The following is a 23,354-nucleotide window of genomic DNA, read 5'->3' on the forward strand; positions in this document are numbered from 1 at the left end:
GTGCGGGTTTTTCGCGAGACGTTACGGGCGCTGCTCAGTCATTGGCGGCAGCACCCGGTGCAGTTTTTCAGCGTGCTGACCGGGCTCTGGCTCGCCACCAGTTTGCTCACCGGCGTACAGGCATTGAACAGCCAGGCGCGAGAAAGTTACACGCGGGCCAGTCAGTTGATCGGCGGCGAACCGCAGGCCAGTCTCAGTGCGCCCGGTGGCGGGACGTTTTCCCAGGCGTTATTTGTCGACTTGCGTCGTGCCGGTTGGCCGGTGTCGCCGGTGCTGCAAGGTCGAGTCATCCTCAAGGGGCATGAAGAGCAGCGCTTGCAGCTGATGGGCATCGAGCCGGTGTCGCTGCCGGCCGGTTCCTCGGTGGCGGGGCAGGCGTTGCCAATCGAGCAGATTGTCGAGTTCTTCAGTGCGCCGGGTAGTACCTGGATTTCGCCGCAGACGTTGCAGACGTTGGGGTTGCGCGAAGGTGAACGGCCGACAAGTTTGAGCGGTGTGGCATTACCACCGCTGCACGTTCAAACCGACATGGCCCCTGGTGTGCTGCTGGTGGACGTTGGCTTTGCTCAACAGATTTTGGGGTTGCCCGATCAATTGTCGCGCTTGCTGTTGCCGAAGGATTTCAGCGCTCCTTTACCCGACACCTTCAAGGATCAACTCCAGCTCAAGAGCAGCGGCGAGGAGAACAACCTCGCGCGCCTGACCGAGAGCTTTCACCTGAACCTCGACGCCTTGGGTTTTTTGTCATTCGTGGTCGGTTTGTTCATCGTCCACGCGGCCATCGGTCTGGCACTGGAACAACGCCGGGGCCTGCTCAGAACCCTGCGTGCCTGTGGCGTCAGTGCACGAATGCTCATCGCGTGCCTGGCCGTTGAGCTCGGCGGACTGGCGCTGATGGGCGGCCTCGCCGGGGTGGTCAGCGGCTACCTGTTGGCCAGCGTATTATTGCCGGACGTTGCCGCCAGCCTGCGCGGTTTGTACGGCGCCGAAGTGGCGGGGCAGTTGAACCTCAGCCCGTGGTGGTGGCTCAGCGGTGTCGGCCTGAGTTTGCTCGGTGCATCGCTGGCCGGCGCCAACAGTTTGCTGCGGGCGGCGCGTTTGCCGTTGCTGGCACTGGCTGATCCGCAAGCCTGGCATCAGGCTCATGCGCGCTGGCTGCGGCGCCAGGGGTGGGTCGCAGGGATGGCGGCCGTGATTGCGCTCAGCGCCTTGATCTGGGGCGACAGCCTGGCCAGTGGATTTGTATTGATGGCGGCGCTGTTGCTGGGCGCCGCATTGGCGCTGCCCGTGGTGCTCAATATCGTGCTCAACCTCGTCTTGCAGCGCAGTCATTCAGTGCTCGGCCAATGGTTTGTCGCCGATTGCCGACAGCAATTGCCGGCCCTGAGCCTGGCCTTGATGGCGCTGCTGTTGGCACTCGCGGCGAACATCGGCGCCGGCAGCATGACCGCCGGTTTTCGCCAGACCTTCAGCAACTGGCTCGAACAGCGTCTGACCGCCGAACTCTACGTCAATCCGCAAACCCCGGCTCAGTCTCGTGAACTGGACATCTGGCTCAAACAGCAGCCGCAAGTATTGGCGGTACTGCCTAACTGGCAAGTGGCGATCCAGCTGCAAGGCTGGCCGGCGGACGTCTTTGGCGTGATCGATCACCCGAACTATCGCCAGCACTGGCCGTTGCTGGAGGCCTTGGGTGACAACCCGTGGGACCGGCTGGCCAAGGACGACGCGCTGATGCTCAGCGAACAACTGGCCCGACGACTGAAGGTGCGCCTCGGCGATCACCTGACCATTCCCACACCGGGCGGCCCGTGGTCGCCGCGCATCGTCGGGATCTACGCCGATTACGGCAACCCCAAGGGCCACCTGCTGGTCAACGTCAGCCACCTGCTGCGCGGCTGGCCACAGCTGGCGCCCAACCGTTTTAATCTGCGCATTGAACCGGCATCGATCCCGTCGTTCGTCAGCGCATTACAGGCACGCTTCGCGCTCGACGACAGCCGCATCGTCGATCAGGCGCGGCTCAAGGGCTGGTCGACGCAAATCTTCGAACGCACCTTCGCCGCCACGGCCGCGCTCAACAGCCTGACTTTTTGTGTAGCCGGTGTGGCGTTGTTCATCAGCTTGCTGACCCAAAGCCAAAGCCGTCTCGGGCAGCTTGCGCCGTTGTGGGCGCTGGGCGTGACGCGCCGGCAATTGATGCTGCTCAACCTCGGGCAAACCTGGTTGCTGGCGGTGTTGACGCTGGTGCTGGCGTTGCCGCTGGGAATCGCGCTGGCGTGGTGCCTGGATGCGGTGATCAACGTCCAGGCGTTCGGCTGGCGCTTGCCTTTGCGCGTGTTTCCGCTGCAACTGTTGCAGTTGATGGGGCTGGCATTGCTCGCGACGTTACTGGCGTCGGCGTGGCCGTTGTACTCGCTGTATCGCACGCAACCGGCGGACCTGCTGAGGATGTTTGCTCATGAGGATTAAGCTCGGTCTGCTGCTTGTGATTGTGTTGAGTGGTTGCGACAACACGGCACCGGTTGAGAAAGGCTTCGCCGGTCTGGGGGGCGAGGCGGCAGCGTTTACGCCGGTGCTGCCCGGTCGGGTGTTCAGCTTCCCGGCGGATCACGGGCCGCATGACGGTTTTCGCATCGAGTGGTGGTACGTCACCGCCAACCTCAAGGACGAGCAGGGCCACGAGTTCGGCGTGCAATGGACGTTGTTTCGCAGCGCCTTGAAGGCAGCGCCCGAGGTCGCAGGCTGGGGCAATCAGACGATCTGGCTGGGGCACGCGGCCGTGACGTCAGCGACGGTGCATCACGCCGCTGAACGCTACGCCCGTGGCGGCGTCGGTCAGGCGGGTGTGAGTCTGGCGCCGTTCAATGCCTGGATCGACGATTGGCGTTTCAGCAGTCAGAGTTCCGACCCTTTATCGGATCTCCAACTCAGTGCACGGGATAAGGATTTCGGCTATCAACTACACCTGACAGCCACCCGCCCGCTGGTGCTTCAGGGCGATAAAGGTTTCAGCCAGAAATCCGAACAAGGCCAGGCGTCGTATTACTACAGCCAGCCGTTTTTTCAGGCCAGTGGCTCGCTGCAAATCGAGGGTAAAACCTATCAAGTCAGCGGCCCGGCCTGGCTCGACCGCGAATGGAGCAGCCAGCCGCTGACCGCCAACCAGACCGGTTGGGACTGGTTTTCCCTGCACCTGGACAGCGGCGAACAAGTTATGCTCTACCGCATGCGCAACAAGCACGGCGAGCCTTACCTCACCGGCACCTGGATCGACGCCCAGGGGCAGACTCAACCACTGCACGCCGACGACATCCGCCTCACACCGCAAGACACTGCCAAGGTCGCTGGCCGTCAGATGCCCGTGCGCTGGTCAATCAAAATTCCCGGCAAGCACCTCGACATCACCCTCGACGCTCTCAACCCCAATGCCTGGATGGATTTGCGCATTCCGTATTGGGAAGGGCCAGTGCAACTGAGCGGCAGCCATGCGGGGCAGGGCTATCTGGAAATGACCGGTTATTGAGGACGAAGTCGAGCGCTGCGCCTGACCGAGTTGATCTGGCGCAAGGAAAGCAGCAAAAACACGGACAGCGGCGAATCCACCGCGCAGAAACTGCGAACACTCCCTGAAGAACGTCTATGCTCATTGGCACAGATCGCGCTGACGCCTGAGCCAGAGCGGTCTGCTGTCATTTATTACCAAGGAATGTATTGCCTATGAAACTCCACGCACTGACCAAAGCCATCACCCTCGCTACCTTGCTGTCCGCCGTCAGCCTTGGCGCCATGGCTGAGGAGATTCCGCTGTCTGCTGACGTGGTAGCGGATCAAATGACCGCGACAGTTGTCTCGGTCGATGCCGCGAAACATCAAGTCGTCCTTAAAGGACCTGAAGGTAAAGAGACTTCTATCCAACTGACTGACAAGGCGACAAACCTTGGCAAATTGAAAGCTGGCGATGAGGTCGACATTCAAGTGGCCCACGCCGTCGTATTCGCCCTCGATACCGACGTCGACAAGGGCCTGCCAGGCGCCGCCGAACGCACGGGCGAAGCTCGCGCGGCTCCAGGTAGCGACAAACCGGCTGGCGAAGCTTACCGTCAGGTCCAGGTTCAGCTGAAAATCACCCACATCGACCTGGCGAAACATCAGGTAACCTTCGAAGGTCCGAAGGGTAATTCGAAAACGATTGACGTCGTAAAACCAGAAGTTCAAGCCAAACTCAAAGACCTGAAAGTTGGACAAAGCGTTGTCGTCACGTACACCGACGTACTGAAAGTGACCACTAAATCCAAAAGCTGAGGATTGACGGTATAGACTGATTGTTCTTGTATAGCTTTTTTGTACAAGAACAATCAGCTTTAATGTTCTGGTTGGTGAGTTTTGGTGCGGGCCGAATAGTATTTCGATCGACATTCACTTAAACATTATGTATATAAAATTTCATGTTCGTTTCGCGGACATATTTGCAAACTTCTATTAAAATTCCCTCGTTCGCCCAGTGTCAGGGCTCTTTACCAGTGCATGGAATGCCGAGGCCATTACACTGGGCGGACACTTTTTAGACGTGCTGACAGCGAATACACAAAAACGGGCGATCGTAGGATCGCCCGTTTTTTTATTCAGCTTGTGCCTGTAAGCGTCGGCCGATAACGTCCAGCAAGTCGCAGCCGTCGCGTAGTGGAATTGCAATTGCCCGGGCGAAGTCCTGAAGTAGCGCGTTGTCGCCCTTGAGCGAATCACCCGAGGATAGAGTTTCCACCAGTTGAGTCACGCTGCGGATTCGGTATGCCGCCGTGTCGTGCAACACGTCGAGGGGCGCTTCCGTATCAACCAGCAGGGAAGGGATCAGGCAGTCGATGCCGGTGATGGGCATGTATCGAGCCATGGTTGAACCTCCTTCTCTCAAGATTGGGTGCTTTGTGGGGCTTCGGAGGCATCGCCAGGAGGGTCGAGATTGTCCAGCGCACGGTTTACCAACAATTCACCCACTACCGCCAGTTGCTGGATTGAGAGCGCGAGGCTGCGGTGTGAACCTTCGAGTTCGCAGGCCAGTTCGGTGGTGAGGACGTTGAGTGAGGCGAGGGTTTCACAGGCGTGGCTTAGCAGGGTTTCGGTGTCGATGTTGGGGAGTATGGTGAAGACGTGGCTGATGGGGTCGGGGGTGTTCGGATCGCGGAGGCGGGCGCTGACGGTGCGTTGGGTGGCTTGGCTGAGTTCGATTGGGTTGAAGGATTTGGTTGGACATTTTTTCATGGTGAAGCTCCTGTAGGGACGGAGCCGCAAAGCGGCATTTGCATGCCTTGATCGTGTTCGGTCTGTCAAAACCGGTCGCTGAGGTTGCAGCGGCTGGGGGAGGTTATCTGGGGGAGTGGGGGGGTTACAAGTCATGAAAGTCGATAGGGGTTGCGGGAAATTTCTGAAGCATGGATCCATGGAAATAAAGTCAAGCTTGCTGATACTTTTTAAGTAAGAGGAGAATGAAAAAAAAGTGTAAAAAGTCAATGCGCCCCTTCTTTTTTGCCTTTTTACCTCGTACCCTTTTTTGTGTGCTTTTTTTCAGATTTTTCATGCGCTTTTATTGACTTCATGTTTCCAGTTTCTCCAAGGCAATGGAGATTGCTTTGTGAAGTTCTTCCCAGTTTTTTACTTTGTCGCTGAAAGCAGGGTGCTCCCAGTTGTATACTTTAATTACGGAAACTTTGAAAGTACCGTTCTCACAGAACTCGGGATGCCAGCCTATATCAATAATTTGATTTTTAGGGAAGACGGCTTGAAATAGGTCCTCCTTTAAGTCGTCAATGATCATTGATGTGTCAAGAAACTGGTTGAGGTGAGATAGATCATCAAGTGTGATCGTTCCGCAGAGTGCAATTATTCTTTTTATGTCCAATTGGTTTTTTATGTTTTTGTGAGATTTTTAAATGAGTTTTCGGAAATAGGATGGCCATGGATAGTGTTTGCACTCAACTCCGGTAAAAAGGGGACGGATTTTGTCGAAAATAAATCCGTCCCCTTTGTTTGCTTTGTTTTTGGTCAGTCTAATGGGTAATCGCAGGTCCATGGTGGTGTGAACAGTTCTGGGTTAATCTCATTTTTCTGAAGAAAGTTATTGATGTCTTCTTCTGAATTGAGAGCGCCATATTTGATTATTGTGATGTCGCTATCGTCGATGCTGTCTCTGGATTCAAGTATGTGTTTTGAAATTGTAAATTCTATTGCGGCATACTTTGAATTTTTTGCGTCTTCCAGGAAATCGTAATAAAACTCACCCGGAAACCTATCTGTGAAAAGGGGACGGATTTATTTTCTTTAGTTAAAAATAAATCCGTTCCCTTTAGTTTCTTTTTTGTTCATTTTTAATACTCCTAAATAGTGTCGGAGTTTTTATCGTTCATGTATGCCGAGGGGCCGCAAAGTAAAGGAAATTTTGTTGTGAACTCAATCATTGAGTTTTTGTTTGAGGCTTGGATTATGAATATGTTTTCTTTTTTTGTGATTGTTATATTTAATTTATCTGTTGTAGGTATGTTTTTGATCAGGACGTTTTTGATATCGCCACAATTTAATCCGATTCGACATGTGTTGAAGTGGGTCTTTTTCCATTTTGCAGGAGGTGCGTCAGGGAGTTCCTCAATATCAAATTCCATTATTATCGTTGGTCTGCTGTTATCAATATTTAAAGCGAAAAGGTCAATGGTGCCGATCGCTATGGGTGTCGTGAAAATCTGGTTAAAAAAAGTGCTGCCGTCAATATCGTTCCAGAATTTCATAATTACTCCTTGAAGTAGAAGTGATCTTTTGCACCTGGGATTTTACCCGTTCTGGTGTTTTCAATCGGTCGTAGATTAAAGTGAGCAGCCTGGTCGCCTTTGTTCCCAGGCTCAAAATATTTGTGGCCTGCAGAATGATCCTGAATTATCACCTTTGATCCATCAGCGCGTGTGTATTGATACTCCCGTGTGAGTATGGGCTTTCCTTCGCTGTTCAAAATACTTTCACCGGCTTTGTCTGTCATTCTCACATATTTGTACTGACGCGTTTTCCCCGTCGTAGGATCGTAAACGGTGTCAGGTTGCTGTGTTCTTGAGATTCCTGCTTCGGATTTGGCCTGTTTGAACGCACCGCTCCGAGAAATTTCCGGGGGGGGCGGTTCACTGGGTTTGCCTGCTTGCGGATTATTTTTGCTTTTAAGGCACTCGTCAGCACTCAACCCCAACGGATCCACCCACCCCGTAGGGTTAGGCACGTACTGGTAGTTATTCAACCCACCCGCAAGCTTGATCGGATCCGGTGTCAAAAACCGCCCGGTCCCCGGATTGTAGTAGCGATGCCGGTTGTAGTGTAAGCCCGTCTCCGCATCGAAGTACTGCCCCTGAAATCGCAGCGGGTTGTCAATTTCGGCAACATCGAGTGCAGCGAGATTGCCATAAGCGCGGTACTTCGCAGACCACGTAATCTCGCCGCTGTAGTCAGTGAGCTCCTGCGGCGTACCCAGATGATCGAGCTGATAGTAAAACGGCGTCGCTTTCAGTGGGCCTTCGCCATCCAGCATTGCCAGCGGGCGGAAGCTGCCCGGTTCATAGATATAAGTGCGATAGCGGTTGTCAGCGCTTTCCGCGATCAGGCGTTCGCCTTGCCACAGGAATTCGGTGGTGCTGCCGTCGACGGTTTTTTCGATGCGGCGGCCGAAGGCGTCGTACTTGTAGGACGCGACACTGCCGCCCGGCAGGCTGGCGCCGATCAGGCGGTGCTGGCAGTCGTAACGGTATTCGGTGACGAGTTTTTGCCCGGTGCCGCGGCGTTCGCGGATGAGGTTGCCGTAGGCGTCGTAGTCGTAGTGGCGGTCGCCCTGCATCAGCAGGCGGTTGCCTTTGACGTTGGCCAGGTGTGCGGTGGGTTGATCGCCTTGGCCCAGCAAGTTGCCGGCAGGGTCATGGGCGAAACTTTCCGGGGTGCTGCCACGGACGTTGATCAGGCGATCGAGCGGGTCGTAGTGGTAGCTGCGATTGCCTTTGCGACTGTCGTCGATGCCAGTGAGGTTGCCATTGGCGGCGTAAGCGTAGCGACGGTGGAAGATGTTTCGATCTTTTTGGCTGACACTGTGTGCTTGCAGACGGCCTTGTTCGTCGTACTGGTATTCGCTGAGTAGTAGGCCTTGTTGGCGTTTTTGCTCCAGACCGGCGTTGAACTGGTGGGCGGTCAAGCGAGAGCCATTAAGGTCGATACTGCTCAGTTGACCGCCGCGCTGATGGTGGTAATCGAGCTTGCTGCCGTCCGGGAGGCGGCAGTGTTTCAGTTGACCGACGGTGTCGTACTGGTAGCGGAGGGTGCCCCAGCCTTGATGTTCCGTGATCAGGCGGTCTTGCAGGTCATATTCATACGCGAGCGGCCAATGGCCGTCATCGACGTTTACCAGACGCCCAAGCGCGTCGTAGCTGTAGTGGATTTCCTTACCGTCAGCCAGGGTTTTCACCAGCAAGCGGCCAGCGGCGTCGCGCTGATATTCAGTGACAAGTTCACTGTCATCGTCGCCGAATTCGGTTTTCTTCAGCAATTGACCGTTGAGGTCGTACTCGTAGGCGGTGCGGCGGCCGTCGAAACCGGTTTCCTGCTGGATCAGGCCATTGGCGTGGTAATCGAGGTGATAGTGCTCGCCACGTTCGTTCTCGATCTCGGTCAGCAGCAGGCGCGAATTGTCGTAGCGATAACGCAACTGGCTGCCGTCTGGATTGATCCGGCGGCTGACCAGGTGCAGACCATCGGCGTATTCGTAACGCGTCACACGGCCCAGCTCATCGCGCTCTGCGGTGACTCGGCCGTATGGGTTGTAAGTGAACGCACGGCTGGCGCCGCCGGACAGGGTGACTTGCGTCAGGCGGTCGACTGCATCCCATTGGTAGTGGGTGATCGCGCCGGTTTCTTCCTGACGAGTAATCTGTCGACCCTGCGCGTCGTAGCGATATTTGCGCTGAGCTCCGTCGGGCAGGCGTTCTTCCAACAATTGACCGAGGTTGTTCCAGCCCAGTTGGTGGCGGCTGCCATCAGGATGACGAATTTCCAACAAGCGACCCTGACGGTCGTAGCTGTAGTGAGTTTCGTTGCCATGGGGGTCGGTTTGCTGGGTGATATCGCCTTGACGGTTGCGCTCGTACTTCCAACGAGCTCTGCCGCGTTGTACATCGATGAGCTGGCCGTCGTAGTAGTTGTAGCGGGTCGGTTCATCTTCTGGTGGGACAACCGCAATCAAACGCCCGGCATCGTTGTATTGGTATTCGGTGACAGCCCCCAGTGCATCTTTTTCAGCGATCAGGCGACCTTCGCCGTCATAAGCTCTTTGCGTTTGTGCTCCGTCGGGCGCAGTCTCGCTGATAAGTCGCGCATTTTCGTCATGCACGTAAACCTGCTCGCTGCCATCGGCGTTAAGCACGGTCACCGTGCCCTTGTCGTCCCACACATAGCGCGCTTCAAGTTGCGAATAACTGGCCCAGTGGCGGATGCAGCGCGCCAATTTGCCTTCGCGTTCCCATTCCCAGTAGAAGCTGGCGCCACCCGCCAGTTGACGTTCGAGAATGACGTGTTGATCGTTGTAGCGATAATGCTCGCGCTCACCGGCAGCATTGGTGGCACTGATGAGTTGATTGCGCTCGTTGTAGTGATAGGTGACCAGGGTTTGCACGGTTTGCCATGGATCCTGGCGCTCACCGCGATCATCGTACTCGGCACGTTGTTGCTGGTAGTCGACCGCCGAGATATGGCGATCGTCATAACGCAGCAGCAAGGCGCGACCAGCGCCATTGTCGATGCGCTGTATGCGGCCGACCAAGTCATAGCTGATGTGCAACTGGTTTTCGTAGGCATCACTGATGGTGTTCAGACGCCCGGCACGAAAATGGTAAAACCGTGTTTTTGGGCCGGCCTGAGTCAGGATCAGTTCACCTGGTGCATCACCAAGATAAATGGCCGCTTCCGCCAGGCTGTTGGTGATGGCCGGACGTTGTTCGGATGGCATTGGGAAGCGGGTCTGACGGTTTTCATTGTCAGTCCACAGCACGCCTTCATCGTCCAAGTTCAGGCGATGGGACAGTGAATGGCTCCAGCCATAGCCGAGACGACTGTCGATTTCGACCGCACTGCTGCGATAAAGACGCGTCCATTCCAGCGGCAAGAGGCCACCGAGTTCGCCATCGGTGAGCGTCAGCAATTCCTCACCAGTGACCATCGACACAGGCTCGCCATCAGTGCAGGTTTTGTTCGCGCACTGGGCGGGTTGATCGGCGGGGGTTTTCGATTGGTTGGGGGCGTTGTCGACAGGCTCTTTTTGTTCGATGCGTGTGGTGTTGTCTTTCTTTCCGCGTGCGTGGATCTGCGCGTCGGTCTCAACTTTGCCGCCTGTAACCTTTGGCTTTTTCTTCGGCGCTGTTGCCGTGGTTGCGGGCTTGGGGGCGGCAATTTCGACGCTGCCTTTGCGTGCCTGATTGACTGCTGAATTGCCGTTTAGCAATAAAGGTTTGGCGGCTTCAGTGTGGACCGCAGCGTTCTTCTTGCTGATTTTCATCAGCATGTCGGTGAAGTCTTCAATCAGTTTCAGCACCTTGCCACTGTTTTGCGTGGCTTTCAGTGCCTTGGTGCCGACACGTACTGCCAAGCCGAGACCACCGGTCAATACAACGCCGACCAGAATGTTCAGCAGGACTTCTGTGGTCAGTTCGGAGAGCACTTCCGTACAGGTCTGCGGTGGCAGCATCTTGACCCAGGCCATGATGGCGGCCACATAGATCCACATCAATGGCTCGTCACTGGCAATCAGCAGGGCAGTATGTATCGCTTCCGCCGAGGCGTCGTAGATGCGCTTGATCTCTTCCTCGGTGAAGAACTTTTTAAGTTTTTCGTAGTTCTCTCGAGGATGTGCAACCAGGTTGTAGAGGCTTTTGATATCGCCCCACAAACCCATGATCGCTTTCAGGAAGCCTTTCCAGGCCGCCTCCAGGTCCTGCATGACCCGGCCAGCCATGGACGCGCTGTTATGCGCCTGCCAGAGCGGTAGAAAATCGGTGGTCCATTGGGTTTGCAGCCAACCGCTCAAATCACCGATCACACCCTGATAGGAGTTGAACAGAGTGTCGATTTGCGCGGGAGTGGGGTTGGGGAAAAACGTGATTTTGTACTGCTGATTCGGAGTGAGACTCTCAACTTCGAGGATCCCGCTAGGACCAATCGTTGCGGTGATCGCCTGACCTATTTCATTTTTTCCAAACATCTTGCCGTCAACCACTGGAGCCAACCGGACCGGTGTATTGCCGATGGGGACAAAGCGCGCAGACTCGAAACTGTGAACCAGCTTTAGCTTGCCGTTGGCCGGGCAGTTTGCGTAAAGGTCGACTTGCTCTTTGCTGTCTTTGTCCTGAGTACCGACTTCGTCGCCGACCTGAAATTGTTGTTCCGCATCCAGAGCGCCGCCATACCAAGCTTCGGCATGGCTGCGATAGTCAGCAATACACTTCTTGAAATCACTGATGATGACCTGAGCGTCGGGTTGTTTCGCAGTGAGATTCCCAACAATGGAACCCATCAAAATGCTCATACGGTCACCTCATTTTCCAAGTAGGCCTTCAGTAGCCCTGTGTAGTTTTCTTCCGTGAGTGGGGTGCGTTTTACAAAGCGCGCCACTTTTTGCTGCAAGTTGGATTCAGGGACCGAGAAATACAGCTCGGCGTGATCCTCCTTCAGCCACTGCATCATGTTGCCGATCACTGTGGACGGGTTTTTCGTCGTCAGGCCATCCAGCAACCCCTTCGGCACTTCCCACCAAGGCCAATCCTTCGCCTTCGGCACCACCCGGGTGCCAACCTCCAGACGCTTGCCATTAATCAGATACCGATCAAACACCGGCAGCACTTCCCCCGCCGCATCACCCAACCCCTCCAGAATCGGGTAGATATGCCGCCCATCCCAAAACCGGAAAAACACCTCGGTGCCATCGGGCATGCGCACTTGGGTCAGGCTGCGAAGGTGTTCGAACACCACGTCCGGCTCGCTGGTTGAAACCGCCAGCCAACCCCAGTCCTGTGCGTCCGTTTCGGCAATCCACGGTAGAAAACCGGAGTTGGGTTTCAGCTCGACGAGGTAGGGCATGACCTGTTGCCAGCCCGCGTAGGGGGTTGCGCTCCAGATCGGAGTGGCCTGGATTGTTGGATCATCCTGATAAAGCGTCTTGAGCGCATCGGCGTCGCTGGCGGCACTGACGATCAGATAAAGGCGTTCATTGGCTTGCAACGGCCGTTCTGCAAGCCACGCCTGTGGAGTCAAAAGATCAGATCGCACACGTACCTGCCTTGCATTTTTCGCACTCTTCACAGAAAGGCGCGTTACGTTTGAGGGTGTTGACTTGAGCCGGTGTCAGTACCGCGCCAGCCTTATCCGCATCCGCCTGCTTCAACACACCCGGCAGCAACGGCGCCGCGCCAGTGCCGCTACCCGGGCTCCCCCCGGAGTTCATGTTGATCACCGGCCCGCTCAACGTCACACCGCTGGCATCGATCTTGATAAAACTGCCGCCACCCTTGAGCGTCAGTTCGCTACCCGCTTCAAGTACGACTTTCATACCGCTGCTCAGGTGGATTTCCTGGCCCGCTTCAATGAACTGCCCGGTGCCGATCTTGATATGCTGATTCACGCCCACCGTCAGATGGTCATCCGCTTGGGCTTCGACTCTGCGATCTGCATAGACCGTGTGGTGTTCTTCGGCCTTGAATTCGCTGTAGCTGTTTTGCTCGACGGTGTCGTGGCGTTCGTTGCCGACGCGGATTTTCTGGTCGTGTTCGACGTTTTCGTCCCAGTCGCGCTGGGCGTGCAGGAAGATTTGTTCCTGGCCTTTTTTGTCTTCGATGCGCAGTTCGTTGAAGCCGCCGCCACCTGGTGAACTCAGCGTCTTGAAGGTGCTGCGGGTCTTGTTCGCCGGCAGTTCGTACGGGACGACGTTTTCCTTGTGGTACAGGCAACCGCTGATCAACGGTTGGTCGGGGTCGCCTTCGAGGAAGGTGACGAGTACTTCCATGCCGATGCGCGGGATGGCGATGCCGCCGTAGTGGGCGCCGGCCCAGGCGGAGGAGACCCGTAGCCAGCAACTGGTCTTGTCGTCGGCCTGGCCTTCGCGGTCCCAATGGAATTGCACTTTGACGCGGCCGTATTCGTCGCAGTGGATCTCTTCACCTTTGGGGCCGGTGACCACGGCGCTTTGGCTGCCGAGGATTCTTGGCTTGGGATGATTCAGCGGCGGGCGGTTCGGTACGTCCCACGGGGTGGCCTGGAAGCGGTTGCGGTAACCCTGATGGAAATCGTCTTTCAGGTTGGTTGTGCTGCTGGTGACCGACTCTTCCAGCACTTGCGGCTGTTTGCCTTCGTGGAGGATTTCGGTCAGCAGCCACAGGTCGTTCCATTTGGCTTTCGGGTGTTGGGTCAGGGCCAGGAAGTGGCCGCTGACCAGCAACGGCTGATCGCTTTTACCTTCGGCGAGCTGGAAATCGCTGCGGTGACGTTCTAGGGCGCGTTTGGCCAGGTGCTTGCCGCGTTCGCGGTCGATGAATCGGCCGGGGTAGTCGTAGTCTTCGAGGTCGGGCAGGGCGTCGCCACGGTTTTCGCTTTCGAGGGTGATACGTGGTTTTTCGAAGTCGTAGTCGCGGCGGGTGGTGCGGCTGGTGCGGGTTTCCAGGCGCAGGTCGAAGCGCTTGATCACCGGGTGGTTGGCGACCATGCCGGAGTCTTGCTGATAGGCCACGGGGGCGAGTTTCGGGAACACCGTCTGGTCATCGCCGAACACCAGCTTGTGGGCCGTGGCGCTGTGCTGGAAGTGATAGTGAATACCTTCTTCCTCGCACAGGCGCTGGATGAATTGCAGGTCCGATTCATCGTACTGAACGCAGTAGATACGCTCGGGATAGATCGCCCCGACGTTGAAGACGTAGGCGTTGCTTTGAATGCCGTGCTCTTCGAGGACCCTGCCAATGATTTTCGGCACGCTGAGGTTCTGGAAGATGCGCTGGTTGATGCGATGCGTGAGGTACGATAGTTGCGGGCGCAGGGTCACCGCGTAGCGGGTCAGGCGTTTGCCGGAATCACCCTGGGCGGCGCGGTAGATCTGGCCATGAATGCCGCTGCCGTCAGGCGAGAGCTGCAAAAAGGCCGGTTTGTGCAGCAGGGTTTCGAGGTCCAGGGACGGCTGTTCACTGACCAGTTCCACCTCAAACACGAACGGTTGGCTGATCGCCTCCCGACCTTGCAAGGACAGCACCTGTAAATCGTTGGATAGGCCTTCGATGGTCAGGGCAAAGTGAGTCTGATTGGCCGGCGCGAACATCCCTTGTTCCTCGTGCAGTGCTGCGGCGTTCGCCAATAGCCGAAGAAGGCATCAGCAGACGCGAAAATTCTGGAAGGGCGAAAACAACATCGACCAGCAGAGCTGGCCGATGCTTGAGACGGTCGACCTGATTTAGGCGACCGGCAGACGCCAGTCATCGGAACCCGAAGTACCGGATACTTCGTGGGTCCAGGTGATTTTGCGGTAGGTGAATTGCACTTCTTCCAGGTGCGTGAAGTGCGAGTTCGACGGATCCTGGCAGTTGTGCATTTTGTTGTTGATGGCGACGATGATCGCGTCTTCCAGTTTGGTGGTGTAGTAGTGCTCTTGGGTACCTTGAGCCGAAGTGCGGTACCACTGGATAACGATTTCGCTCATGCGCTCGCCGGAAGTCAGGGCTGCTTGCAGCAGTGGCGAAGACTTGTCGTAGACCTTGGTGATCACCACTGGCTTGTGAACGCGCTGACCGGTCGGTTGGCCGGATTGCGGGTCACGCGGGATGATCACGTCGTGGCTGAAAGCCTGAACCATGACCTGGTCTTCGTGACCTTCCTGGTAGGTGTTGCCAACCGAGTCGGCGGTGAACGCGCCGGCAGTGATCAGACCTTGTTTCTCGCCAGTGACGGACATGTACGCTGGTGTAGCCATGGATGTGCTCCTTGCTAAAAAATTAAGAGTGCCCGGGAGGCGGTATCGCCCGGTGGGTGCCTGACTGTTATCAAGGTCCGTGCCAGAAACGCTGAAAGCCATATAGATCAAGGGACTAGGGGCAATTTTCGGCGACTGAAAGATTTATCGGCGAAGATCCCTGTGGAATGTGCGCAAGAACTTGCACACCGCTGCGCAACTTCTTGCGCACTCGGCTGGAGGGCCCACCTGGCCGGGTGATCAGCATCCAAGCGGGACCTTTCTGTAGGATGAGTGCGCAACTTCTTGCGCATAACGGCCTTGCGCCACCCGTCAAAGACAACCTGCACCCGGTGCAACGAATCGACCGGCAGCAGGGTCCATAAAAACAGCGCAGTCGAGCGTCCGAACAACCCTGAACCGGAGTGAGAACGACATGAAAATCCTGATGGTTTTAACGTCCCACGATCAATTGGGTGATACGGGTAAGAAAACCGGCTTCTGGCTGGAAGAATTCGCCGCGCCGTATTTCGCCTTCAAGGACGCCGGTGCGCAACTGACCCTGGCCTCGCCCAAGGGCGGCCAACCGCCGCTAGACCCGAAAAGCGACGAGCCGGACGCGCAAACCGAGTCGACTAATCGGTTTAACAAAGACCCTGCGGCTAAATCCGCATTAGCCTCTACTGCACTGCTGAACAGCGTGAGAGTCGAAGATTACGATGCTGTTTTCTATCCGGGTGGCCATGGTCCGCTGTGGGATTTGGCCGAAGATACCTTTTCGATTGCGCTGATCGAGGCGTTTATCAAGGCAGGTAAACCGGTCGCGGCGGTCTGCCATGCACCGGGCGTGTTGCGTCATGTCAAAGGCGCGGATGGCCAGCCTTTGGTCAAAGGCAAGCGCGTGACGGGTTTCACCAACTCGGAGGAAGAGGCGGTGCAACTGACGAACGTCGTACCGTTTCTGGTGGAGGACATGCTCAAGGAGAAGGGCGGGATTTATTCCAAGGGCGACGATTGGGCGAGCTATGTACTCACGGACGGATTGCTGATCACCGGCCAGAACCCGGCGTCGTCCGAAGCAGCCGCCGAGGCGTTGCTGGCCAAACTCCGCTAAAACACCGCACCTGTAATTGAATGGACTCGCCCAAGCCGAGGCGTCTTCGCGCCACGGTGGCATTCTATGAAAGCCAACGACAGCGAGGGCGAGGCCATGAGCAAGCATACGACGATAAACAAATCCTTGTCGCCAGCCGATCTTGCGGCGTGCACGACAGTAGCGGTGGATCTTGCGAAGAATGTGTTTCAGGTCGCGGGGGAAAATTCCCTTGGCCAGGTGGTCCACGAGCAACGGATCAAGTCTCGTGAAGCTTTTCACGTGTTCCTGCGCCAGTTGTCGGCGGATGTGACGGTACTGATGGAGACCGGGCCGGGCGCGCAAGCGTGGGCACGGCTGTTACAGGCGCAAGGCAATCCAGTGCGGATACTGCCTGCACAACGTGTGGCCGAACACCGTAGCGGAGCGAAGAATGACCGCAACGATGTGCTGGCGATATTACGTGCAGGCCGAGACCAAAAAATTGCAGCCGTACCGGTCAAGAGTGAGTCGGCGTTAGCGATGCAAGCGCTGCACCGCGTCCGGCAGGGATGCGTGCGACGGCACACGGCCTTGGGTAACCAGATGCGTGGCTTGCTGCTGGAACACGGCATTGCCTTGGCGCAGGGCGAGATGGCCCTCAGCCGAGATGTGCCACGGGTACTGGAAGACCCCAGCCAGCCGCTGCCGGATATGTTGCGCGAGCTGATCGACGAAATACTGGCTGAGTGGGGCCAACTGGGCGAACACATCAACGTGCTGACGGGGCGCCTGGAAGCCAGTGCTCGCGCGGACGAGACGGCGAAACGATTGATGACGATACGGGGTGTCGGCCCGATCTTCTCCACGGCGATGCTAGCCAAACAGACTGAGCCTGAACGCTTTGCCAACGCGCGCCAGTTCGCCGCCTATTTCGGCACGGTGCCCGAACAGCACAGTAGCGGGCAAAAGATTCGACTGGGCAATATGTGCAAGCGCGGTGATGCCTATCTGCGCAGCTTGGCGATTCAAGGTGCGCACTCTGTATTGAGGCAGGTGCGGCCAGATTCGGAACATCCAGATGACCAGCGTCTGCGACGCTGGTTGAGCCGTCACGGTCAAAAAGGCGCGGCGGTGCGGTTGGCCAACCGCAACCTGCGCATCATGTGGGTGCTGCTGCAAAACGAGCAGACCTATCATCGCCAACCGGCCACTGGTCAGAGGCCGTGATGAGGGGCTGATCAAGAGTCATTGACAGAGTTCTGCCACCGGGGCGCTGAGCCGCCTCAACCCTTGCTGAAGAACATTGACCCCAGGTCAGACCGTCGCGGATAGATGCCTGAGCTGCTACCGGCCCTTGAGGCCTAAATGTAATAGGCATACCGCGAGCTCACCCAATGTTGGCCAGAAGCCGATGAAGGCTTCCTCGAATAGGCCTTATACATAGATGCAACCGGGTAGCAGTGTTCAAACGCGGGTTGAAAGTGGGGGCGAGTCCATACATAGCAGCTGGCGCAGCCTGCGTCCGGCTGCGCAGCAGTCGTAAAACCGGTAAACACGGTTTATCTGAAAAACCGCACCGTCCGAAATTACGACTGCTTCGCAGCCGGACGCAGGCTGCGCCAGCTGCTACAAGTTCGCTTTAGATCGCGTGGCCCAACGCGGCATAGCACTCTTCAACCGAACGCCGCTGCGTCTCGGCATACAACCCCAACTCATCAATCGTCGATCGCCCCAGCGCCTGCTCAAACGCCTGCTGATTCGAATGCACGCCATAGTGGGTTTGAGCCGCGTCCCCCAGGTTCGACTGGAAAATCCCCGCTGCGCTCACCGGCAGAAAATCCTCATACACCAGCGGTTCAACCCGCAGGTAGCCGCCGTCGAGCAAATCCTCCAGCGACAACGAATCCAGTGCATCCGCCGCCAAGCCTTCTTCCGTCACGAAGTAGCGAAAGTACGCCAGCTCCTGTCGGCGCATACCTTCGTATGTATCAGGAAATTCGCCAAAGTGCTGCACCATCAGTGCGTTGTAGCGTGCGGCATTGGCTTCATTGGGGAAGTCTTTCAACTCGTCCCGTGCAGCATTGAGCAAACGGTCGTACAGCGCCCGACCTTTAGGCGTCAGCGCGGCGCCACGTTGCTCGATTTCGCCGAAGCGCGCGCTGTGACTGCCTCGGGTTTCAGCTTGATCGGTGAAGGCAACCGGCTCGTCCAGCGCCTTGAAACTGGTCTGGCGCAGCAGAATCGGGCACTGACGGCGAGGTGGGCCTTCGATCACCGCTTTGGGGGTGATGCCGTGGGCCGGCATTTGTGCCTGGACGATGTCGATGTCCAATGTGCGCGGCGTCAGGTGGTTGATGTGCGGGCCTTTGAAGGCCACGACGTCGGCGATCAGGCGATGCTGGGTGCTGAGTTTCTGGTATTGCTCGGCAGTGACGGTGGCGCTGTGGTGCCAGCGGAAAGTTTCCAGCGCCTGTTCGACGAAGTGCTGCGCCTCGTCTTCGGTAAGACCGCCCTCGGTTTCAGCACGCTCGATCAGGGTCAGCGCTGCCGCGGTAAAGATCTGGCGTTTTTCCAGCACCGACTGAGCGAACGCGCGCAGTTCCAGGTCTTCGATCAGTTCCAGGCGCAGCAGCGAGGTGAACACGCGAAACGGGCTGACCTGCAACGCCGCTTCGTGCACCGCGCGAAACGCCGTGGAATGCACCGGCACGCCGGCCGGGGTCAGGTCGTAATAACCCACCGGTTGCATGCCCATCACCGCGAACAAACGGGCGAGGGTGGCCAGTTCTGTGGCAGTACCGACGCGGATGGCACCGTGACGTTCAAGGTCCAGGCGCTCGATTTCACCGGTGCTGTTCAACTGGCGGGCGATCTGCGGGTCGTTGTCCAGCACGTATTGGTTGGTCTGCTCCACCAGCTCCATGAGCGCGCCGTACAACGGCACTTCTTCGCGGTACATGTCGGACATCGCTTTGGAGAAGCGTTGGCGGATCAGGTCAGGGCTGACGAAGCGTGGCTGGCTCATGAAAAAAATTCCTGGCGCGGTGACGTAAAGGATGTGCGAAAAGATCGCAGCCTTCAGCGCCGCCGACAAACGAAGAATCTTACGAACTTCATTCTCGCCAGGACTGCATCCCCGCCGGCCCTGTAGCAGCTGACGAGCAGCGCGAGGCTGCGTCCGGCTGCGAAGCAGTCGTAAACCCTGAAAACGCGGTTTAACTGAAAAAACACAGCGTCTGACTTCACGACGGCTTCGCCCGAACGCGGCCCGCACCGGACGCAGCCTCGCGCTGCTCGGCAGCTGCTACAGGGGCGGTGGTTACAGGTGGGAGCGGCTTTCCGTGCGTAGCGATCCCAGGAACTCCCGATACAGTCGCGCAGTATTGGCGGGCTGTTCGACCATCGGCATGTGGCCACTGTGATCCCAGATATGCACCCGCAAATCGACGATGCCTTTGCTCCAGACCGCCACACTGCTGACGTCGATCAAACGGTCCTTGTGCCCCCACAGCAACAGCGCCGGGCACTTGATGTCGGCCAGCTTCGGCTCCATCGGCGGGCTGGCGCGAAAGTCGTTGAAGATTTCTTCCAGTTCATCGCGGCTTTGCTCATAGCGATGTGCAAAGGCGTCCAGCACCACGCCGGGCACCCACGGCGGTTCGGCCATGGTCATGGCGTAGAAGTGTCGAAACTCCTCCCGTGAGTGAATCAGAAACGGGTTATGCCCCTTGGCCAAATGCCGCTCCAGATCACTGGCCTCAGGCGCGGTGACCCCGGCCGGGTCGATCAGCGCCACGGAGGCGATCCGGTCCGGGTACGTGGCCGCCAGCCACGCCGCGATGTAACCGCCCATTGAGTTGCCGATCACATGCACCTTCTCGACTCCGCAGACATCCAGCAACTGGATCATCCGTTTGGCTTGTAGCGGGATGTCATAGCCGCCGCCGGCCTTGAAGCCGGTTTCGCCATGCCCGGCAATGTCCGGAATGATGACCCGATAATTGCCGACAAAGTGCCGGGCAAAGCGCAGCCAGAGGTTTTTGTCGGCGCTGTAGCCGTGCAGCATCAGCACACTGCTGGACGCCTCATACGGCCCGCCTTGCCAGGTCGAGACGGTCATCTCGTTAATGGGCACGACGATTTTGTGCAGCCGATACAGCTTGGCTTCAATGGCCATGTTCAAGTCATACAGCCAATAACCGATGGCCGGATAGTTCAACCAGCTCCAGGCCACGACAACCGCAATAATGACAACGAATAGAAGCATCGGATGACTTCCTTTAACGTGATCAGGACAAGATGTGGTCGGCGGGTTTCAAGGCCCGAGTCAATCGGTGATAGCTGAAACTGAACCCCGGAAACATGGCAATCACATGACCGCTCTTGCTTTGGTACCAACTGTGGCACCCTCCGGACTTCCATACGGTGCGCTCCATTTCACGGTGGATCATTTCAGTGTAGGTACGTTCCGCTTCGGCGCGTACTTCAATGCTGCGTAAACCTTGGGCTTTTAACGTACGGATGCAGTCGAGGATGTAATTCATCTGTGACTCGATGATGAACAGCGCCGAGGTGTGGCCAATGCCGGTGTTGGGGCCGGTGACGATGAACAGGTTCGGGAAGTCGGGCAGGCTGGTACCCAGATAAGCCCGGGGATACTGCGCCCAGACGTCCTTGAGTTGCGTGCCGTGTTTGCCGGTGACCGGGTAGGAAATCACCCCGTCGGTGGCGTCGTAACCGGTGGACCAGACGATCAGGTCGAGGTCGATGTGCTGGCCATCCTGAGTGACGATGCCGGTTTCATCGATGGCGGCAATGCCCTGTTCGCGACTGTGCAACGTCACGTTGGGGCGGCCAAGTGCCGGGTAGTAGGTGCTGGAGATCAGCACGCGTTTGCAGCCGATGGTGAAGTCCGGTGTCAGTTTTTGGCGTAATTGGGGGTCAGGCACCTGACGCTTGAGGAAGCGCAGGGCGTGTTGCTGGACCATGTGGATCGCCGGTTTCGAGTATTTGAAGGCAATCACCCGGGTTTCGAACTGCCAGTAGATCATCCAGCGCAGCAGTTTGTAGGCCGGTTTCAGCCCCAGTAGCCAGCGCTGGAACGGGCCAAACGCGCGATCGGCCCTTGGCAGCACCCAGTGCGGCGTGCGTTGAAACACGTGCAGGTGCTCGACGTCCGGGGCAATCGCCGGGATGACCTGCGCGGCACTGGCACCACTGCCGATGATGGCCACGCGTTTTTGCCGGTAATCGTAGGAATGGTCCCAGTTGTTGGTGTGAAAGGTCTTGCCCTGAAAGCGTTCCATGCCCTCGAAGTGCGGGACGACTGGTTGGCTCAACGGCCCCGTCGCGTTAATCAGAAACTGCGCGTAAAACGTGCCTTTGCTGCCGGTGTGCACTGCCCAGCGTTTGCTGGCGTCATCCCATTCGATGCGTTCGACATTGGCTTGCAGTTCGACCTTGTCGCGCAGGCCGAAGTGTTCCACCACGTGCTGGGTGTAGCGGTGCAGTTCCGCCTGTTCGGCGAACATTTGCGTCCAGCGATAGGGCGCAAAGGACAGCGAATACAGCGGCGAGGGCACATCCACCGCCGCGCCGGGGTAGGTGTTCTGGCACCAGGTGCCGCCGAAAAAGTCCCGTCGTTCCAGCAGGCGAAAATCGTCGATGCCGGTCTTTAGCAAATTGATCGCCGCGCACTGACCGCCAAAACCGCTGCCAATGATCAACACTTGAAAAGTCTGCATGGGTCTCCTTTTTTATGGTTATTGATTGAACCCTCTCTTCATGTATAGCCAAACATTGACGACTCGCGTGGTGGCAATAGCCTGGTATTCAGCCCGCTCGCCAGTGATGGCTATTTAACGTCGCCCTGATAGACTCTCAACGCACCTGCAACCCCGGTGTTATCAAGTTCCGTTCAGTGGCGCAGAGGCCCTATGGAAAATTCGGGAGGGAAAGGACTTTCATTGGCCAGGAGGCTCTATGCATCGCGAACCTTGGGCCTGGCCTTGGGTTTGTTGTGCGTGAGCGCGGCGATGTACCCACTCGACCCGGCGCCGTGGGTGTGGGGGCTGATGGTGTTCAACGGCGTGTTATGGCCGCACGTTGCCTATCAGTGGGCGCGACGGGCAAAGGTGCCGTTTCACGCCGAGCACCGCAACATCCTGGTGGATGCCTTTCTCGGTGGTTTCTGGGTGGCGGCCATGCAATTTAATCCGCTACCCAGCGTTGCAACGCTGTCGATGATGGCGATGAACAATGTCGCCATCGGCGGCTTGCGTTTCCTGTTAGTAGGCTTCGTCGCGCAGATTCTCGGGATGGGGGTTGGAGGGCTGGTGTTTACCCCGACCTTCATCCCGTCGACGACACCGTTGCAAATGTTCGCCTGCATGCCCCTGCTGATCGTGTATCCCCTGACGCTGGGCTGGCTCTGCTTTCGTCAGGCCACCACCCTTGGCCGGCAAAAGCGCGAGTTGCTGGCCCTGAGCCGCACCGACAGCCTGACCGGCCTGTCGAACCATGGCGCCTGGAAGGACCAACTGGAAGTCGAATTCCAGCGTTGCCAACGCGAGCTGGGCGGGGCGATTGCACTGATCGACATCGACCATTTCAAAACCATCAATGACACCTACGGCCACGTCGCCGGGGATATTGTGTTGCGCCAGCTGAGCAAGATGCTCAAGCAGAACCTGCGCGCCACCGATGTTGCCGGGCGTTATGGCGGCGACGAGTTCTGCGTGATCCTGCCCGGCATGCCGTTGAACAGCGCCGCCGCAACGATGGAAGCCTTGCGCGACCGTTTTGCCTCGTTAGGTTACGAGCAGAGTCCGGGGTTGAAGGTCAGCTTGAGCATTGGTCTGGCAGCGTTTGACCCGACGCATACCGACGCAACCTTGTGGCTTAACGATGCGGATCAGGCGTTGTATGAAGCCAAGACCACGGGGCGCAATCGGGTGATTTGCCGCATCAATGGCACGCCCTGTCACGAACTGCTCGACTCGGTCTGATCCTTTGCCGAGATTCCCCCTGTGGGAGTGAGCCTGCTCGCGATAGCGGTCGTTCATCCAACATCCCTGCAAGCTGACCCACCGTTATCGCGAGCAGGCTCACTCCCACAAGGGTTTGCGGCGATTGATCTGGCTCATTCGGTGGAGCACAACTTTCCAAGACGTTTCCTACAACGTACCCTGTTGCCGCGTTTCGGTTTCGACCCCTATAGTTCGGGCTCGCGGAAAACTCCGCGAACGACCTTGGCCGGTCGGTCATCTAGAACGCAACAGCGTCATTGTTCAG

At 57.3% G+C, this 23,354-nt stretch carries 17 protein-coding genes; 6 read left to right on the forward strand and 11 right to left on the reverse strand.

Translation table 11 applies throughout. From position 1 onward, the window contains the following. The 3 genes from ACWGZX_RS25425 (at position 1) to ACWGZX_RS25435 (ending at position 4,305) form a co-directional block, all read left to right on the forward strand. A complete protein-coding gene (locus ACWGZX_RS25425) occupies positions 1 to 2,472 on the forward strand; it encodes an FtsX-like permease family protein (RefSeq protein ID WP_452625935.1) in 2,472 nt (823 codons plus the stop codon). Further along, complete coding sequence (locus tag ACWGZX_RS25430) at positions 2,462 to 3,526, forward strand: lipocalin-like domain-containing protein (RefSeq protein WP_452625936.1); 1,065 nt, start codon at positions 2,462 to 2,464, stop codon at positions 3,524 to 3,526. Before ACWGZX_RS25425 ends, ACWGZX_RS25430 begins: the two co-directional genes overlap by 11 nt. A 194-nt stretch (positions 3,527 to 3,720) precedes the next feature. Beyond that, positions 3,721 to 4,305, forward strand: a complete 585-nt coding sequence (locus tag ACWGZX_RS25435) for a hypothetical protein (protein WP_452625937.1) — start codon at positions 3,721 to 3,723, stop codon at positions 4,303 to 4,305. 316 nt (positions 4,306 to 4,621) lie between these two features. Here ACWGZX_RS25435 and ACWGZX_RS25440 read toward each other — a convergent pair whose 3' ends face one another. From ACWGZX_RS25440 to ACWGZX_RS25475, 8 genes are all read right to left on the reverse strand, one after another. Continuing rightward, positions 4,622 to 4,891, reverse strand: a complete 270-nt coding sequence (locus ACWGZX_RS25440) for a hypothetical protein (protein ID WP_452625938.1) — start codon at positions 4,889 to 4,891, stop codon at positions 4,622 to 4,624. Positions 4,892 to 4,908: 17 nt separating this feature from the next. Then, entirely contained in the window at positions 4,909 to 5,259 is a 351-nt protein-coding gene (locus ACWGZX_RS25445; RefSeq protein WP_452625939.1) for a DUF6124 family protein, read from the reverse strand. 331 nt (positions 5,260 to 5,590) lie between these two features. Continuing rightward, positions 5,591 to 5,812, reverse strand: a complete 222-nt coding sequence (locus tag ACWGZX_RS25450; protein WP_452625940.1) for a hypothetical protein — start codon at positions 5,810 to 5,812, stop codon at positions 5,591 to 5,593. A gap of 559 nt (positions 5,813 to 6,371) precedes the next feature. Further along, a complete protein-coding gene (locus tag ACWGZX_RS25455) occupies positions 6,372 to 6,776 on the reverse strand; it encodes an Imm50 family immunity protein (RefSeq protein ID WP_452625941.1) in 405 nt (134 codons plus the stop codon). Between the two features lie 2 nt (positions 6,777 to 6,778). Next, on the reverse strand, positions 6,779 to 11,587 hold the full coding sequence (locus ACWGZX_RS25460) for an RHS repeat-associated core domain-containing protein (RefSeq protein WP_452625942.1): 4,809 nt from the start codon (positions 11,585 to 11,587) through the stop codon (positions 6,779 to 6,781). Next, positions 11,584 to 12,327 carry a DUF4123 domain-containing protein gene (locus tag ACWGZX_RS25465; protein WP_452625943.1) on the reverse strand — a complete coding sequence of 248 codons (744 nt, stop codon included), beginning with the start codon at positions 12,325 to 12,327 and terminating at the stop codon, positions 11,584 to 11,586. The genes ACWGZX_RS25460 and ACWGZX_RS25465 overlap by 4 nt, the downstream gene beginning before the upstream one ends. Continuing rightward, complete coding sequence (gene tssI / locus ACWGZX_RS25470) at positions 12,317 to 14,359, reverse strand: type VI secretion system tip protein TssI/VgrG (protein ID WP_452625944.1); 2,043 nt, start codon at positions 14,357 to 14,359, stop codon at positions 12,317 to 12,319. Before tssI ends, ACWGZX_RS25465 begins: the two co-directional genes overlap by 11 nt. A gap of 132 nt (positions 14,360 to 14,491) precedes the next feature. Next, entirely contained in the window at positions 14,492 to 15,007 is a 516-nt protein-coding gene (locus tag ACWGZX_RS25475) for an Hcp family type VI secretion system effector (protein WP_007948242.1), read from the reverse strand. 415 nt (positions 15,008 to 15,422) lie between these two features. On the opposite strand from ACWGZX_RS25475, the gene ACWGZX_RS25480 reads away from it, so the two are divergent. Both ACWGZX_RS25480 and ACWGZX_RS25485 read left to right on the forward strand, forming a co-directional pair. Further along, positions 15,423 to 16,100 carry a type 1 glutamine amidotransferase domain-containing protein gene (locus ACWGZX_RS25480; RefSeq protein ID WP_452625945.1) on the forward strand — a complete coding sequence of 226 codons (678 nt, stop codon included), beginning with the start codon at positions 15,423 to 15,425 and terminating at the stop codon, positions 16,098 to 16,100. 96 nt (positions 16,101 to 16,196) lie between these two features. Next, on the forward strand, positions 16,197 to 17,288 hold the full coding sequence (locus tag ACWGZX_RS25485) for an IS110 family transposase (protein ID WP_452629004.1): 1,092 nt from the start codon (positions 16,197 to 16,199) through the stop codon (positions 17,286 to 17,288). Between the two features lie 412 nt (positions 17,289 to 17,700). Here ACWGZX_RS25485 and hglS read toward each other — a convergent pair whose 3' ends face one another. The 3 genes from hglS to ACWGZX_RS25500 all read right to left on the reverse strand — a co-directional run bounded on the left by hglS (position 17,701) and on the right by ACWGZX_RS25500 (position 21,805). Further along, positions 17,701 to 19,086, reverse strand: a complete 1,386-nt coding sequence (hglS, locus tag ACWGZX_RS25490) for a 2-oxoadipate dioxygenase/decarboxylase HglS (RefSeq protein WP_452625946.1) — start codon at positions 19,084 to 19,086, stop codon at positions 17,701 to 17,703. A gap of 294 nt (positions 19,087 to 19,380) precedes the next feature. After that, positions 19,381 to 20,328 carry an alpha/beta fold hydrolase gene (locus ACWGZX_RS25495; RefSeq protein WP_223512872.1) on the reverse strand — a complete coding sequence of 316 codons (948 nt, stop codon included), beginning with the start codon at positions 20,326 to 20,328 and terminating at the stop codon, positions 19,381 to 19,383. Between the two features lie 22 nt (positions 20,329 to 20,350). Further along, a complete protein-coding gene (locus ACWGZX_RS25500) occupies positions 20,351 to 21,805 on the reverse strand; it encodes a flavin-containing monooxygenase (RefSeq protein ID WP_452625947.1) in 1,455 nt (484 codons plus the stop codon). A gap of 192 nt (positions 21,806 to 21,997) precedes the next feature. Here ACWGZX_RS25500 and ACWGZX_RS25505 point away from each other — a divergent pair, with 192 nt between their 5' ends. Further along, complete coding sequence (locus ACWGZX_RS25505; RefSeq protein WP_452625948.1) at positions 21,998 to 23,068, forward strand: diguanylate cyclase; 1,071 nt, start codon at positions 21,998 to 22,000, stop codon at positions 23,066 to 23,068. Positions 23,069 to 23,354 lie beyond the last annotated feature (286 nt).

Source organism: Pseudomonas sp. CLCA07, from assembly GCF_053615335.1.

Excerpts from the sequence above, each read along its gene's own strand:
- hglS (WP_452625946.1), bottom strand. The coding sequence starts at position 19,086 with ATGAGCCAGCCACGCTTCGTCAGCCCTGACCTGATCCGCCAACGCTTC.
- ACWGZX_RS25475 (WP_007948242.1), bottom strand. The coding sequence starts at position 15,007 with ATGGCTACACCAGCGTACATGTCCGTCACTGGCGAGAAACAAGGTCTG.
- ACWGZX_RS25455 (WP_452625941.1), bottom strand. The coding sequence starts at position 6,776 with ATGAAATTCTGGAACGATATTGACGGCAGCACTTTTTTTAACCAGATT.
- ACWGZX_RS25485 (WP_452629004.1), top strand. The coding sequence starts at position 16,197 with ATGAGCAAGCATACGACGATAAACAAATCCTTGTCGCCAGCCGATCTT.
- ACWGZX_RS25440 (WP_452625938.1), bottom strand. The coding sequence starts at position 4,891 with ATGGCTCGATACATGCCCATCACCGGCATCGACTGCCTGATCCCTTCC.
- tssI (WP_452625944.1), bottom strand. The coding sequence starts at position 14,359 with ATGTTCGCGCCGGCCAATCAGACTCACTTTGCCCTGACCATCGAAGGC.
- ACWGZX_RS25500 (WP_452625947.1), bottom strand. The coding sequence starts at position 21,805 with ATGCAGACTTTTCAAGTGTTGATCATTGGCAGCGGTTTTGGCGGTCAG.
- ACWGZX_RS25495 (WP_223512872.1), bottom strand. The coding sequence starts at position 20,328 with ATGCTTCTATTCGTTGTCATTATTGCGGTTGTCGTGGCCTGGAGCTGG.
- ACWGZX_RS25505 (WP_452625948.1), top strand. The coding sequence starts at position 21,998 with ATGGAAAATTCGGGAGGGAAAGGACTTTCATTGGCCAGGAGGCTCTAT.
- ACWGZX_RS25460 (WP_452625942.1), bottom strand. The coding sequence starts at position 11,587 with ATGAGCATTTTGATGGGTTCCATTGTTGGGAATCTCACTGCGAAACAA.
- ACWGZX_RS25445 (WP_452625939.1), bottom strand. The coding sequence starts at position 5,259 with ATGAAAAAATGTCCAACCAAATCCTTCAACCCAATCGAACTCAGCCAA.
- ACWGZX_RS25480 (WP_452625945.1), top strand. The coding sequence starts at position 15,423 with ATGAAAATCCTGATGGTTTTAACGTCCCACGATCAATTGGGTGATACG.
- ACWGZX_RS25435 (WP_452625937.1), top strand. The coding sequence starts at position 3,721 with ATGAAACTCCACGCACTGACCAAAGCCATCACCCTCGCTACCTTGCTG.
- ACWGZX_RS25450 (WP_452625940.1), bottom strand. The coding sequence starts at position 5,812 with ATGATCATTGACGACTTAAAGGAGGACCTATTTCAAGCCGTCTTCCCT.
- ACWGZX_RS25430 (WP_452625936.1), top strand. The coding sequence starts at position 2,462 with ATGAGGATTAAGCTCGGTCTGCTGCTTGTGATTGTGTTGAGTGGTTGC.